This window comes from Nostoc sp. UHCC 0302, assembly GCF_038096175.1.
GTDB lineage: Bacteria > Cyanobacteriota > Cyanobacteriia > Cyanobacteriales > Nostocaceae > UHCC-0302.
The window spans coordinates 7,023,387-7,036,595 of record NZ_CP151099.1; the positions used below are offsets into that span (position 1 = coordinate 7,023,387).

A 13,209-nucleotide genomic window follows, 5' to 3' on the forward strand; every position below is an offset into this window, starting at 1 on the left:
AAATTACGAAATTTAGCACTGAAATGAGAAAAATAAAATTGGTGAGTGTGAGGCAATCAAAAGCCAAAATTGCATTGAGAAATCAATCCCAAATTTATCAAGAGCCGTTACAAACAAAAGCAAATAGTTTTGCTTTTGAACAGACACAGCGTTACAGACATACAACAGGCGAACTCGAAATAGATATTGCATTATCTTGTCTAAATGCTTGCAAATATCTACTTGTTTGGATAATTGGACTTTGTTTGTATTCCAGCTTGTAAAGGTTAATACCAAAACTAGCTGCTAGTTTTAATAAGTGGAGGAAAAAATAACGATGAGCATAGAAAAAAACCTAGTTACAGGCAATCTCCGAATGGAAGATATCATCAATCTTGATGAATCGAAAGCAATGAGTTTGTTTAGAAATAGATTTAAAAGATACAAAAAGCTGGTAGAAGAGATAGGAGACGAAGCCGCTTTTGAAAAGATAATGGAAAAATATCCTGAACAACAAAAAGCTTTAATGGGTACTTTCATTGATAACAATACCTTAGCTATAGGCTTTAAGAAAGCTTCTCCCTTACTTGGGCTGATGGGCTTCGTTATGGAAATAGTAGATGTTTCTCAGAATGGAACAGATGCAGCATTGGAAATCCAAAGAGTTTGCCCAGTTTTATCAATTTCTAAAGAATATGGTTTTGATAACCCATGCCGTGTTTTTTGTGAGATGGAACAAGAAGCTACTAGAAGAGCTTTCCCTAACATGAAAGCTTCAATTCTCAGTAAACAAGCAGAAGGCAATTGTGTTTGTGTATTTAAGTATGAAAGATCTACAAATAAAGTAGTAGGAATAACTAAATCTAAGAACTTAATAAATCGCATGATAGAGCTATTTAGCATAGTTCCTAGCTTTATAGAGATTGGGATTAAGATGCTCAAAATGCATCTAATTAAGTTGAAGTAATAGACCCATACAGAAATATTTGTGCAAAAGTCTATCTAAAAATTATTTTTCGTAAACCTAGTAGGGTGCGTTGTCGTGCAGCGCAACACACCATCTTCAGGTCATCTATTGGAGTGCGTTAGGTATTCCGCTACACTTTACATCTGAAAAATAGCGTTTTTAAGCCTCTGACACCATTTGCTACAACCCAGTAAACCACATAGTATTCATTAAATTCCCATTCAACCCAGTCAAAAAATAGTTTCGTAACCTTATTTTCATGAGTAGCATTATTTCAGATTTAAAACATCTTATTGAAGGCGAAGTCAGCAATACTAAAGAAGACTTAGAGGCTGTGTCTCATGATTTTGGTGGCATTATTCAAAAACGGCCTCAAATTGTTGTTCGTCCTCAAAACTCTACTGATATTGCTAAAGCCATAAAGTATGCTGCAAATCAAGAGTTAACTATTTCATCACGGGCTGCGGGTCATTCATTAAGTGGTCAATCTTTGAACCAAGATGGAATTCTCTTAGATATGAGAAATCTTAATCAAATTCATGAATTCCACGCGGATGAACTTTGGTTCAAAGCTGATGCTGGCGTTACTTGGAAGCAAATAGTTGATACTTCAATACCGTATGGTGTGATTCCTCCTGTCCTCACAAATAACTTTGAAGTAACTTTAGGCGGAACTCTCTCAGCAGGCGGTTTAGGATTGAGTTCTTTTCGTTATGGTTCTCAAGCTGACAATTGTTTAGGTTTGGAAGTTGTAACTGGAACAGGTGATATTGTCTGGTGTACATCAGAACATAATAGCGAACTTTTCTATCACGTTCTTTGTGGTTATGGTCAGTTTGGCATCATTACCAAAGTACAAAATCGGCTGAGAAAATACCGCCCCTATACTCGCAGCTATTCTCTTTGTTATGACGACTTAGACACTCTTTTAAATGATCAGCGTTTTCTGATTTCAGAAGGACTGATTGATGGTTTAGTATCTTTATTTTCTCCATGTTTATTAGGAGTATCTAGAGTAAATGAAAAGGGAATACGGCCCTTAATACAATGGTTTTACAGGATGCAAATTACTCTAGAAGTCAATTCTGTAAAAGATATAAATGAGCAAAAATTACTTTCTAACTTAAATTTCTATCGTCACATCCACACTGAAGACCTGGCTTTTGACAAGTTTATCCAACCGATAGCGCAAGTAACTCGTTCTGTAGGTACTGCTAATTCTTGGATAGACGTTCTGCTGCCAAGTTCAGTTGCTAAAGAATATATTGATATTGCTCTTGAGCGCATACCTACTTTCACGGACTTCCGAACTATACCTGTTGGTTCATTTTGTCTACTTTCTGGCAATACTAAAATGCCTATGTTCCCTTTACCCGATGATGAGTTAATTATCGGATTGGGGATGTATCCTACTATCCCTAAAGCCCAAGTAAAACCGGTTTTAGAGCAGTTAAATCTACTTACTGACCTTGCTTTAGAAATGGGTGGCAAAAGATATATGGCTACTTGGGTAGAATTTGACCTTCCACGCTGGCGACTTCAATTTGGTAATTCCTGGTCTAAAATTAATGAAATTAAAAGGAAATATGACCCTAATGGAATACTAAACCCTGGCTTTTTCAAGTATGAAGAAATCGCACAGATAGATAAGAGCAGTCTTTACAGTAGAATTCAGGAGCCAGAAGTCAGTATTCACAAGTAAAAGAGGCTTTATATATTGTTTTGTGGTGCAACAATTTAGTGGCGGGTATGAATCCCCTACTAATGCTTACTGAGCGTACTTGTGCTGAGCGCAGCCGAAGTAGTCGAAGTATTGATTCTGACTTCTAAATTCTTTTTCAATAATTTTTAGTTAACGCATAATTTCTATTTAATTTATGCTTTTAAAAAATAAATTTGAGGTTAAATCATATAAAAATGAATTTCATGCATTACTATAGCCGCCCTGGGTTAAATTACCATTCATGTAACTATGTGACTGTTTACTGTTATGCCATATCTAGAAAAAATCCAGGCTGGTCTATTGCAACTACATATAACCTAGATGGCAAAATCCTCGCAACAGCACGCCAATACTTGGGGAACGTGCCTGAGAAAATTGCAGAATATCAAAGCATTATCTTGGGTTTGAAAATATCTCAAGAATTAAACTTTCGTCAGGTAATGCTTTGTAGTACTAATCAGCAAATTATAAATCAGATTGATGGTTTTTGTAATATTGATGATTTGGATTTAATACCACTTTATGAAAGAGTAATTATTCTTCTGAGCCGCTTTCAGTTTTACAAGTTTGAGTATAGGTCTTGGTCAAAAATGAATGTGATGTTTAGTACTATTTTTGAAATAACTGAAAATCAAAAACTTTTAAGTCGTTCTAAAATATAAGTAATTGTAAGAACAATGTTGCAAGACTCTGAGGAAGTTAGAAAACCATCTCTATTTCCACCCTATTTACGCTGGTTAATTGCTTTAGGTATTGCCTGCATGGTGGGGATATCAGCAGGAGTTTTATATTTAGCCCGTCTATCAGCTACAACTAAACGTCCAGCAGTTACTTCACAAGTTAAACAAGTAGTTATTTCCAAAGTAAATGCATTGGGAAGATTGGAGCCAGCAGGTGAAGTAATTAAGATTTCGGCTCCTACTAATCCTAGTTTTGGTAGTGGTAGCCGTGTAGCTAAACTGTTAGTTGATGAAGGCACACAGGTACGATCGCAACAAATCATTGCTATTTTAGATAATCGCGATCGCCTGCAAGCTAATTTGATAGAAGCACAACAGCAAGCTAGAGTTGCCCAATTTCGTCTTGCTCAGGTCAAAGCAGGAGCAAAACAAGGTGAACTTGCAGCCATACAAGCGAATGTGAGAAATCTGCAAGCCGAGTTAGATGGTGAAATCCAAACTCAGCAGGCTACTATCGCTCGTATGCAAGCAGAGTTGCAGAATGCAGAGATAGAATTTCGTCGCAACCAAACTCTTTATAATGAAGGAGCGATCGCTGCTTCTGCACTAGACAGTCGCAAACTAGCTCTCACAAGCGCTCAAGAACAGTTAAGCGGTGCTAAGGCAGGTTTAGAACGAACTCAACGCACACTCACTGCACAGATTCAAGAAGCCAAAGCCACCTTAGAAAAAACAGCCGAAGTTCGTCCTACAGATGTAGCAACAGCACAAGCAGAAGTAGATAGTGCTATTGCTACAGTTGATAAAATTCAAGCCGAACTCGATTTGGCATATATTCGCGCACCAAAAGCCGGTCAAATTCTGCGAATTATTGCTCATCCTGGTGAAACAGTAGGAAACGAAGGAATTGTCGAACTTGGGCAAACTGAGCGGATGTTTGCAGTAGCAGAAATTTACGAAAGTGATATTGCCAAGATTCGCCCAGGGCAAAGTGCTAGTATTAGCAGTCCCAGCAATGCCTTCCCCGGTAAGTTAGGCGGAACAGTTGATCAAATTGGTTTAAAAGTTGCTAAGAAAGATGTGCTGGATAGCGATCCAACAACGGCAACAGATGCCAGAGTAATTGAGGTCAAAATTCGTTTAGATCAAGCTGCGAGTAGGCAGGTTGCTCGCTTTACTAATCTTCAGGTTAATGTTGAAGTTAATTTATGAAAGAGGCAGAATTCAGTTCTTGCTGACTAAAAGTTATAAAAATCTCACGCAGAGTCGCAGAGTCGCAGAGAGAAAAATTGAGTATTTTTTCTTATTACTCTGTTACTCAGCGTCTCTGTGGTTTTTTATTTCAAATTAATTTAAATTATGATAATTACTATGTTTAAACGCAATATTCCATTAGCTTGGTTGCAATTAATAAAACAAAAGGGACGTTTTGTTGTTGCCATATTGGGAATTACTTTTGCTGTTTTTCTTATGTTAATGCAGCTTGGCTTTCAATCTGCTTTATATGATAGCAATACTCGATTTCATGTGCTATTAAAAACTGACTTGGTAGTGATTAGCCGCCAAGCGCAAAACTTAGGACTTCTGAGTAGTTTTCCTCGCCGTCGATTATTTCAAGCTGCTAACTTAGCAGAAGTTGAATCAGTTAATCCCTTGTATATTCGCTTAGGAGTTTGGAAGAGTCTCGAAACTAAACTTGATGAATCAATTCTAGTTATTGGCTTTAATCCAGAAAAACCAGCGTTTAATTTGCCAGAAGTTAATCAAAATTTAGCTCTGATTAAATATCCAGATACATTATTGTTTGACCGCAACGCCAACGGTAAATATCAAGAAGCGATCGCACAAATATCTCAAGGTAAATCTGTCACAACAGAACTGCAAGGACGTAGAGTTAATATTCAGGGTTTATATGAAGTCGGCGCGTCTTTTGTAGCCAATGCTAGTGTAATTACAAGTGACCAAAACTTTTTACGAATTTTTTCTTCACAGCAACCAGGGAAAGTTAATCTGGGTTTAATTCAATTAAAATCTGGTAGTGATGCCAATGTAGTAGTTAAAGCGTTGCGGTCTTACCTTTCAGATGATGTAAAAGTTCTTACCCGTCAGGAATTTATTGATTTTGAAAAGAAATATTGGCAAGAAAGTGGCGCGATCGGTTTTATCTTTTCTTTGGGTGTAACTATCGGGTTTTTAGTTGGTGTGATTATTGTCTACCAAATTATCTACAGCGATGTTATGGATCACCTTGCTGAATACGCCACACTGAAAGCAATGGGGTTTCGCAATGTTTACCTATTATTTGTTGTCTTACAAGAAGCATTAATTTTAGCTGTATTCGGTTATATTCCTGGCTGTGTAATTTCTTTTGGAATGTATAACTTAACTAGAAGCGCTACAAAACTACCGCTGTTTATGACTTCTGAGCGAGTAATTCAGGTATTGATATTGACAATTGTTATGTGTTTAATATCTGGGGCGATCGCTATGCGTAAATTAAACTCGGCAGACCCGGCAGATATTTTTTAATCAGTTTTCGACATCAAAACCAGCTTTTGCGACATCAAAACCAGCTTTTGTGACATCAAAACCAGCTTTTGTGACTTCAAAACTAGCTTTTGCGACATCAAAACCAGCTTTTGTGACATCAAAACCAGCTTTTGTGACATCAAAACCAGCTTTTGCGACATCAAAACTAGCTTTTGCGACTCAAAAACTAACTTTTGCGACTCGTAAAACTTTTACTCTTAACAAATTTCAGCAAATCTACTTAATATAGTAGCTTTCAGCTTTTGAACTCTTTCGGCAGTTTGTTGCTAATAATTATGCAAATTTTAAATTACTATCACTCGAAGCAATTGTTTCCCTATGAGTCTGTGATTTCCATTCGTAATATCAATCACTTTTTTGGAAAAAAAAGCTTACGGAAACAAGTTCTATTTAATATCAACCTAGATATTTACCCTGGTGAAATAGTGATTATGACTGGGCCATCTGGTTCAGGAAAAACCACTTTGCTATCCTTGATTGGTGGATTGCGTTCTTGTCAGTACGGTAGTTTAAAAGTTATTGGTCGGGAACTCTGCGGTGCTGAACAAAATCAGTTAATCAAAGTACGGAGACAAATTGGCTATATTTTCCAATCCCATAACCTTTTGAATAGTTTAACAGCCCGGCAAAATGTCGAGATGTCTTTGGAACTGCACGATCGCCTATCCTGGAAAGCAAGACAGGCAAGGGCTGTACGAATGCTAGAAGCAGTAGGATTAGGAAATTACGTTAATTCCTACCCAGAAAATCTGTCTGGTGGTCAAAAGCAACGAGTAGCGATCGCCCGTGCTTTGGTGGCGAATCCTAAAATTATTCTTGCTGATGAACCAACGGCATCACTTGATAAGAAATCAGGGCGAGAGGTGGTGGAACTGATGCAAACTCTTGCGCAAGAGCAAAGCTGTACTATCCTGCTCGTTACCCATGACAGCCGGATTCTGGATATTGCCCCTCGGATTCTTCATATGGAAGACGGTTATTTATTAGTTGATAATAAAGATAACTAGCTATTTACAGTGTTGCTGAAGAAGAGATACAGCTAGTTCAAAACTATTAGGTTGAGTTTGTACTGCGTAAGCTTCTCTTTCTAAATCTTGTCTGTGAACATCGGTATAACGCATAAAAAATGGTCGAGCATAATTGCTAGGCTGAACCTTTAAACCTAAAGTTTTTATCTTCCCTTTTCCTGCACACACTTGTGCAGCATGAACTGCTTCGTGGATTAACGTCTGAGTACCAATGTGTAACTCAAAAACTATGGGATTAATCCAAATTTTTTTATCAGCATCTCTTAATAAACCATAAGCCCCTCGTTTTGGTGGTAGCTGAATTATTACCTGAAATCCAAATTTTTCTAACTGACTTTTTAAATCTAGAAATTTTCGGTCAGGATTGGGTGCTTGGGAAACTAATAATAAAGAATTTAAGATCAAAAATTTTATCATTAAATTTTATAATACCTTGCCCAGAAAGCTAATCTTGGGGCAAAAATTTGTACTAATGTGACTAATATTACTCTAGCAGTCAATATCAGCAGGATAACTGCTCGCTACCCAGTGCAATAGTTAGCGCTAGGATGACTATGTATTTTTTGAAAGTATAAATATGGTGCAAATTTTTTACGTAAATCCAGGGACAGGCAGTGATACCAATTCTGGTAGCGAACAAACTCCATTCAAAACGATTACGCAAGCCTTAAAGGTAGCTACACTCGGCACTAAAATTCAACTGGCACAAGGAAATTATAATGCTGCCAGTGGTGAAACTTTTCCCCTAACAGTTCCATCTGGGGTGACAGTGGTAGGTAATGAAGCCAACAAAGGCAGCGGCATTTTGATTGAAGGAACTGGTAACTACCTGAGTCGTACTTTTGCTGGTCAAAACGTCACCTTCGTGCTGCTGACTAGCGCCGAACTCCGGGGAGTAACTGTAACAAATCTAGCTAGCCGTGGTAGTGGAGTCTGGGTAGAATCAACTGCCCCTACCATTGCTAATTGCACCTTCACGCAATGCAAACGTGAGGGCGTATTTGCTACAGGTGACGCTAACCCAGTTATTTCAGGTAATGTATTTAGTGAGAATGCAGCTAATGGGATTGCGATCGCGAAAAATTCCAAAGGTCAAATTCAGGGTAACACCTACGTTAAAACAGGTTTTGGGATTGCCATCAGCGACACGGCATCACCCACACTTCTAAATAACAAAATTTACGAAAACCGCTCTGGGATTGTTATCTCCGGGAATGCTCGTCCTGTGTTACGTAATAATCTCAGTGAAAATAATACTGATGATGGTCTAACTATAATTGCGAGTGCTTTACCAGATATCGGCAGTAGTAATAACCCTGGGGGTAACACTCTACGCAATAACGGTAAATTTGATTTACAAAACGCCAGTTCCAATAAACTGGTTTCTGTGGGGAATCAAATAGATCGAAATAAAGTTGCGGGAAACATAGAGTTTGCAGATACTTCTGTTACTCCGACACCGATACCTGCACCAATTCCATTACCAACACCGATACCTACACCAATTCCATTACCAACACCAATACCTTCGCCAATTCCATCACCGACACCGACACCTGCACCAATTCCATCACCGACACCAACACCAACTCCCTTACCGACACCGATACCTACGCCTGCGCCAACGCCTGCACCTACTTCTATTGACTTAAGCGATATTGCTAATCATTGGGCAGCCGCATTTATTCGAGAATTAGTCAAACAGGGAATAGTCAACGGTTTCCCTGATCGCACATTTAAACCAGATGCTACAATGACGCGGGCGCAGTTTGCAGCCTTAGTTGTAAAAGCTTTCAACCCATCGTCAAACCGCGCTGCTACCAAATTCAAAGATGTACCTGCAAACTTTTGGGCATCAAAGGCAATTGAGCAAGCATATCAAGGTTCATTTCTATCTGGTTATCCCGATAACACATTTCGCCCTAATCAGAATATTCAACGTGTACAAGTTATAGTTTCTCTGGTGAATGGATTAGGTTTATCTGCTAATGGTACAACTGCCATCAAAGCTTTTGATGACCAAGCAAAAATTCCTGAATATGCAAAAGATGAGGTTGCAAAAGCTTTAGAAAAGCAGATTATTATCAATTATCCAAACCTCAAGCAACTAAATCCTACCCGCGATGCTACACGCGCTGAGGTAGCGGCAATAGTTTATCAAACTTTGGTGGATGCTGGCCGTGTAGCGGCGATTAACTCACCTTATATCGTAACTGCTTGATTGACAAACTGGCTTTGTGGGGTGGGGTATTTTGCCCGCCCCATAGGAATTACGCGATACAAATTGGAATCAAAAACCTTATACCAATTTACGAAAATCTTGATACATATAGATTTCTCGTAGGGACACGGCAATGCCGTGTCCCTACCAAAGTATTTGTATCATTCTTAAAGTGAAATGGTATTAGTCAGCGATCGCCCAGCGCACATAAGGACGAGAAGCCGCTACACTTTGGTAAGTGATTATGCGTCCAGGTGCATTAATATTTTGCAAATCTACACGGAAATACGCTTTTTTATTTTTAAATTGCACACTATAAAAATCGTATTCTTGTCCATTTGTTTTACCAACACAAGAAGCGTAGTTCCTGCGTAAAGGCGAGACAAATTCTACAAACTGCTTATTAGCTGAAACTAACTTAGTTGTATCTGCAAATGCTCTAGTATCTGCTACTACTGTATGTTCAGCACCGCCTTCATAAGGTAGCGCAAACCACCAAAGTCCAATTCTCTGAGGACAAGTACCGCTATTACGTTGTACATCCAGCGTCACATTAGGTGCATAAATTGGCCCTGATGCTGTCTGGGATTGTGCCTGGGCTGTAACAGCTATCGTTCCTACTACAACTAAAGGGCATAAAATTCCACCAAAGTTTTTTAGTTTTGCTAAATTTTTCATAAGTGAAGTTATACAAAATCAAGTTATCTTTATAACATTGACTGTCGGAATTTTGTAAAAGTGCCATCTCAATGAAATTTATAGCAGCTTGCCAATTAATGAGGTAAACCTTTTCAATTCAAAAACTAGATAGAGAAGCAATTTTACTTATGGCGACTTATGTCTTTATCCTTAATTCTGCGGTATCGTGTTATCAGCTACAGTTATGCTCAAGTAAAGTGGGCAACAATGTTGATAAATAACTAGAAATGCAGCCATTCTTGTAAATAACGCTGCTGTTTCATGAAACCCAGAATTATTGTTTGTGGCTTAGGACTTACTGGCTATAAAATCTTTCGTTTGCTAAGGCAGCAAGGAGCGTTTGTTATTGGCATTCATCAGCAATCCATCCCTGGTGAAGCCGCAGGAGACGTAATTGTTGGCGAGTTATACGCTGCTGCTACCCTAAAAGCAGCCGGAATTGAGCAAGCAAAAACTTTAGTAATAGCTAGCCCCGATGATGCCTTAAATTTGTCAATTATGATGCAAGCGCGGGTGCTAAATCCGCAGGTTCGGATTATCAACCGCTTTTATAATACAAATTTGGGCGATCGCCTGGATCAAACTTTGTCAGACCATTTGAGTATGAGTGTTGTAGGTTTGGCAGCACCAGTATTCACCTTTGCAGCACTTGGAAACCAAGCAATTGGACAAATCAAGCTATTTAAACAGACTTGGCCGATTTACGAAGAGTATATTAATGAAAACCATCCGTGGAAAGGTCGCCAGCTGAGTGATTTATGGGAAGATCGATCCCAGATGCTGATTTATTACTTGCCAGTAGAAGGTGAGATGGGTTTGGTCTCTGCGGTGCTGTCTGGGCAAGATTTAAAAGTCGGCGATCGCTTAATCGTTGGTACTCAACCCCGCATCCGTTCCAAGCGCAAATCGTTGTTTAAAAAACTGCTGAAAATCCTAACTAATATCAAGCAGTTTCAGCAACATGGACGATCAGTAGTCGTGGGTGCGATCGCACTACTAGCAGTTATTGTGGTTGCGACACTCACCTATATGTCCGCTGATCTGAAATTACCTCTTGTCGATGCTCTATATTTTTCTGTAGGCATGATTACCGGAGCGGGTGGTAATGACAAAGTTGTAGAAAAGGCTCCCGACAGCATTAAATTCTTTACCGTTGTCATGATGCTGGTTGGAGCAGTGGTAATTGGTATTTGGTATGCAATGCTGACCGATTTTGTCTTAGGAAGCCGCTTTAAGCAATTTTGGGATGCTGCCCGTATACCCCAGCGACATCATTACATAGTTTGTGGCTTGAGTGGCATCGGCATCAGAATCGTCCAGCAACTCCACAGTAGCGGATATGAAGTTGTAGTGATTGAAACAGACTCCAACAACAAATATGTCAACTCTACCAGAGGACTCGGTATTCCAGTAATTCAAGGTGATGCCAGCTTTCGCGCCACCCTCAAAGCCAGCAATATAGACTCTGCCGCCGCAGTGCTTGCTGTTACCAACAACGATGCTATTAACCTAGAGATTGCCCTAAAAGCAAAAGGCTTGACACCTAGTATTCCGGTAATTGTGCATTATGCCGATCCTGATTTTGCTGGCATGGCACAACAAGTATTTGACTTCGAGGCCGTTCTGAGTCCTGCTGAACTTGCTGCTCCAGCTTTTGCTGCTGCGGCACTTGGAGGACAAATTTTAGGTAATGGTATTACAGCCGATAGTCTTTGGGTAGCTTTTGCTACTGTGATTACAGCTTCACACTCCTTTTACGGTCAGCGTGTAAAAGATATAGCCATGTCTGCTGACTTTGTGCCTTTATACTTAGAAACGAATTACCAAACTCTTCACGGCTGGGATTTATTGGAAACTAACCTCAGCGCTGGGGATATCTTATATATGACAATGCCAGCAACGAGATTATATCAATTGTGGCGTGACGAGCGAGTGTGCGAGGCACGCACCTAATATAAATTCCCCAAAATCAAGCTACAGATTCAAGGAGAGGGAACTCAGATAAAATCAGACCATCTGAATTACGTTAGCGGGGCGGAGCATCGTTACGAATTAGCCTGCTGAGTCTGTAACCAAGCTACTAAATCCTGTGTTGTGGAGAAATCTAACAAAGCTTCACCAAGTGCTTCCACCTGGCTACTAGAAAGCTGCTGAATTTGTGCTTGCAACTGGGGAGGAACTTGACCAAGCCGACGCGTGAGTTGGCGTAGAGCTAGTAACACCTCTCCTTGTTGAATTCCTTTTTCTACACCTTCTTGCAGAATTTCTTGATATAGCGGCGATTCCCGCATAAGTTCCTCCTTAAGAAATTGTCGAACTAATAGAGTTCTAAACACAAAGTTCTGAACTTAAGTGATGAGGTGCAATTACAGAATATTATCCAGACTTTGACTATATATTCACATCAGTACTTCTCTACAGCAGGAAATTTACTACAAAGCTTCCATTAAATCAATGCATTTATCCATTTGCTGATGCATAGTTCCCCTATCAGCATGAAATCTCCGTCCATGACCTGGTAGCACCCATTCAAAAGAGTAATTAGCTAACTGACGCATTGATTTAATCTGTTCTGACCAAGAATACCAACAGACATCGCGGAATGCAGCTAACTGGTGATAATTTTCTGACCAAGCGAGATGGTCGCCAGTGAAGAGAAATTTGTTTTTGTAAAGTAAAACAGTATGCCCTTTGGTATGACCAGGAACTGGAATAATTAACAAATCTGGGCTGAGGGCAAATGGTTCAAAACCAGTTAGCTGTATTTCTACATTGCGAGTACCCGCAGAAATTTCATCAGCGTGAAGAATGCGTTGACACTGAAAATGTTCAGCAAATTTTTGATGATCTGCCACATCATCGCGGTGAGTCAGATACATATAACTAATTGAACCCATCTCTTCTAAACGCGTAACTAATGGCGGCGTAAATCGAGGAGAATCGACCAAAATATTCCCTTCAGGAAGCTGAATTAAATAGCTAGCAGCACCATAAGATTTTTCGGAATGATAGCCGCAGTGGTAAACATTTTCGTCTAATAAAATTGGAAAACTCTGTTGGGCAACTTTGATATCATTTGGCTTTTCAACTGTGCCAATAGAACTAGTAGGACAAGCTAAAAGAGCTTGGAGTGCGGCTAATCTTTCTGCTTCATTTGTTGGTTGATGATACACTGCCGATTGTTGATCAACATCATAAAAAACCTCAGAAGCCATCCAGCGGCAAGTATCACAATCAATACAGGTAGTATCTACATAAAAATCGCCGTTGACATTTTGGGGACGACGTAAATTTAAATGAGCCATAGTAATCCTTTTGCTTCCAGTCACTTTCTGAAAGGCACTAAACCCTATATCACTACG

Annotated in this window: 14 protein-coding genes; 9 read left to right on the forward strand and 5 right to left on the reverse strand. The window is 39.4% G+C overall.

What is annotated here, in order from left to right; all coding sequences use genetic code 11:
• Positions 1–23: 23 nt before the first annotated feature.
• The 6 genes from WKK05_RS30345 to devC all read left to right on the forward strand — a co-directional run bounded on the left by WKK05_RS30345 (position 24) and on the right by devC (position 5,878).
• The gene (locus tag WKK05_RS30345; RefSeq protein WP_341526716.1) at positions 24–263 is read left to right on the forward strand and encodes a hypothetical protein; all 240 of its coding nucleotides are present in this window, start codon (positions 24–26) and stop codon (positions 261–263) included.
• Between the two features lie 53 nt (positions 264–316).
• On the forward strand, positions 317–946 hold the full coding sequence (locus tag WKK05_RS30350; protein ID WP_341526717.1) for a hypothetical protein: 630 nt from the start codon (positions 317–319) through the stop codon (positions 944–946).
• Between the two features lie 259 nt (positions 947–1,205).
• Positions 1,206–2,648, forward strand: coding sequence for an FAD-binding protein (locus WKK05_RS30355; RefSeq protein ID WP_341526718.1), 1,443 nt, complete (start codon positions 1,206–1,208; stop codon positions 2,646–2,648).
• A gap of 224 nt (positions 2,649–2,872) precedes the next feature.
• Entirely contained in the window at positions 2,873–3,331 is a 459-nt protein-coding gene (locus tag WKK05_RS30360) for a reverse transcriptase-like protein (protein ID WP_341526719.1), read from the forward strand.
• A gap of 15 nt (positions 3,332–3,346) precedes the next feature.
• Positions 3,347–4,561, forward strand: coding sequence for an ABC exporter membrane fusion protein (locus WKK05_RS30365; RefSeq protein WP_341526720.1), 1,215 nt, complete (start codon positions 3,347–3,349; stop codon positions 4,559–4,561).
• A 159-nt stretch (positions 4,562–4,720) separates the two neighbouring features.
• The gene (gene devC / locus WKK05_RS30370) at positions 4,721–5,878 is read left to right on the forward strand and encodes an ABC transporter permease DevC (protein WP_341526721.1); all 1,158 of its coding nucleotides are present in this window, start codon (positions 4,721–4,723) and stop codon (positions 5,876–5,878) included.
• Here devC and WKK05_RS30375 read toward each other — a convergent pair.
• The gene (locus tag WKK05_RS30375) at positions 5,875–6,039 is read right to left on the reverse strand and encodes a hypothetical protein (protein ID WP_341526722.1); all 165 of its coding nucleotides are present in this window, start codon (positions 6,037–6,039) and stop codon (positions 5,875–5,877) included. The genes devC and WKK05_RS30375 overlap by 4 nt on opposite strands.
• 135 nt (positions 6,040–6,174) lie before the next feature.
• Between WKK05_RS30375 and WKK05_RS30380 the strand changes: the two genes are divergently transcribed.
• Positions 6,175–6,906, forward strand: coding sequence for a DevA family ABC transporter ATP-binding protein (locus tag WKK05_RS30380; protein ID WP_341526723.1), 732 nt, complete (start codon positions 6,175–6,177; stop codon positions 6,904–6,906).
• Here WKK05_RS30380 and WKK05_RS30385 read toward each other — a convergent pair whose 3' ends face one another.
• Complete coding sequence (locus WKK05_RS30385; RefSeq protein WP_341526724.1) at positions 6,907–7,344, reverse strand: hypothetical protein; 438 nt, start codon at positions 7,342–7,344, stop codon at positions 6,907–6,909.
• Positions 7,345–7,504: 160 nt separating this feature from the next.
• Here WKK05_RS30385 and WKK05_RS30390 point away from each other — a divergent pair, with 160 nt between their 5' ends.
• Positions 7,505–9,148, forward strand: a complete 1,644-nt coding sequence (locus WKK05_RS30390) for a DUF1565 domain-containing protein (RefSeq protein WP_341526725.1) — start codon at positions 7,505–7,507, stop codon at positions 9,146–9,148.
• Positions 9,149–9,331: 183 nt separating this feature from the next.
• Here the strand turns inward: WKK05_RS30390 and WKK05_RS30395 are convergent, their stop codons facing one another.
• A complete protein-coding gene (locus tag WKK05_RS30395; protein WP_341526726.1) occupies positions 9,332–9,826 on the reverse strand; it encodes a hypothetical protein in 495 nt (164 codons plus the stop codon).
• 282 nt (positions 9,827–10,108) lie between these two features.
• Between WKK05_RS30395 and WKK05_RS30400 the strand changes: the two genes are divergently transcribed.
• The gene (locus WKK05_RS30400; RefSeq protein WP_341526727.1) at positions 10,109–11,800 is read left to right on the forward strand and encodes an NAD-binding protein; all 1,692 of its coding nucleotides are present in this window, start codon (positions 10,109–10,111) and stop codon (positions 11,798–11,800) included.
• 92 nt (positions 11,801–11,892) lie between these two features.
• On the opposite strand, the gene WKK05_RS30405 is transcribed toward WKK05_RS30400, so the two are convergent.
• The gene (locus WKK05_RS30405; protein ID WP_341526728.1) at positions 11,893–12,138 is read right to left on the reverse strand and encodes a DUF4351 domain-containing protein; all 246 of its coding nucleotides are present in this window, start codon (positions 12,136–12,138) and stop codon (positions 11,893–11,895) included.
• 141 nt (positions 12,139–12,279) lie between these two features.
• The gene (locus tag WKK05_RS30410; protein WP_341526729.1) at positions 12,280–13,152 is read right to left on the reverse strand and encodes an MBL fold metallo-hydrolase; all 873 of its coding nucleotides are present in this window, start codon (positions 13,150–13,152) and stop codon (positions 12,280–12,282) included.
• Positions 13,153–13,209 lie beyond the last annotated feature (57 nt).

Bases quoted from the DNA above. Each gene is read 5' to 3' on its own strand.
- WKK05_RS30380 (WP_341526723.1), top strand. From the start codon at position 6,175: ATGCAAATTTTAAATTACTATCACTCGAAGCAATTGTTTCCCTATGAG.
- WKK05_RS30355 (WP_341526718.1), top strand. From the start codon at position 1,206: ATGAGTAGCATTATTTCAGATTTAAAACATCTTATTGAAGGCGAAGTC.
- WKK05_RS30395 (WP_341526726.1), bottom strand. From the start codon at position 9,826: ATGAAAAATTTAGCAAAACTAAAAAACTTTGGTGGAATTTTATGCCCT.
- WKK05_RS30410 (WP_341526729.1), bottom strand. From the start codon at position 13,152: ATGGCTCATTTAAATTTACGTCGTCCCCAAAATGTCAACGGCGATTTT.
- WKK05_RS30385 (WP_341526724.1), bottom strand. From the start codon at position 7,344: ATGATAAAATTTTTGATCTTAAATTCTTTATTATTAGTTTCCCAAGCA.
- WKK05_RS30375 (WP_341526722.1), bottom strand. From the start codon at position 6,039: ATGTCGCAAAAGCTGGTTTTGATGTCACAAAAGCTGGTTTTGATGTCA.
- WKK05_RS30405 (WP_341526728.1), bottom strand. From the start codon at position 12,138: ATGCGGGAATCGCCGCTATATCAAGAAATTCTGCAAGAAGGTGTAGAA.
- devC (WP_341526721.1), top strand. From the start codon at position 4,721: ATGTTTAAACGCAATATTCCATTAGCTTGGTTGCAATTAATAAAACAA.
- WKK05_RS30390 (WP_341526725.1), top strand. From the start codon at position 7,505: ATGGTGCAAATTTTTTACGTAAATCCAGGGACAGGCAGTGATACCAAT.
- WKK05_RS30350 (WP_341526717.1), top strand. From the start codon at position 317: ATGAGCATAGAAAAAAACCTAGTTACAGGCAATCTCCGAATGGAAGAT.
- WKK05_RS30345 (WP_341526716.1), top strand. From the start codon at position 24: ATGAGAAAAATAAAATTGGTGAGTGTGAGGCAATCAAAAGCCAAAATT.
- WKK05_RS30365 (WP_341526720.1), top strand. From the start codon at position 3,347: ATGTTGCAAGACTCTGAGGAAGTTAGAAAACCATCTCTATTTCCACCC.
- WKK05_RS30400 (WP_341526727.1), top strand. From the start codon at position 10,109: ATGAAACCCAGAATTATTGTTTGTGGCTTAGGACTTACTGGCTATAAA.
- WKK05_RS30360 (WP_341526719.1), top strand. From the start codon at position 2,873: ATGCATTACTATAGCCGCCCTGGGTTAAATTACCATTCATGTAACTAT.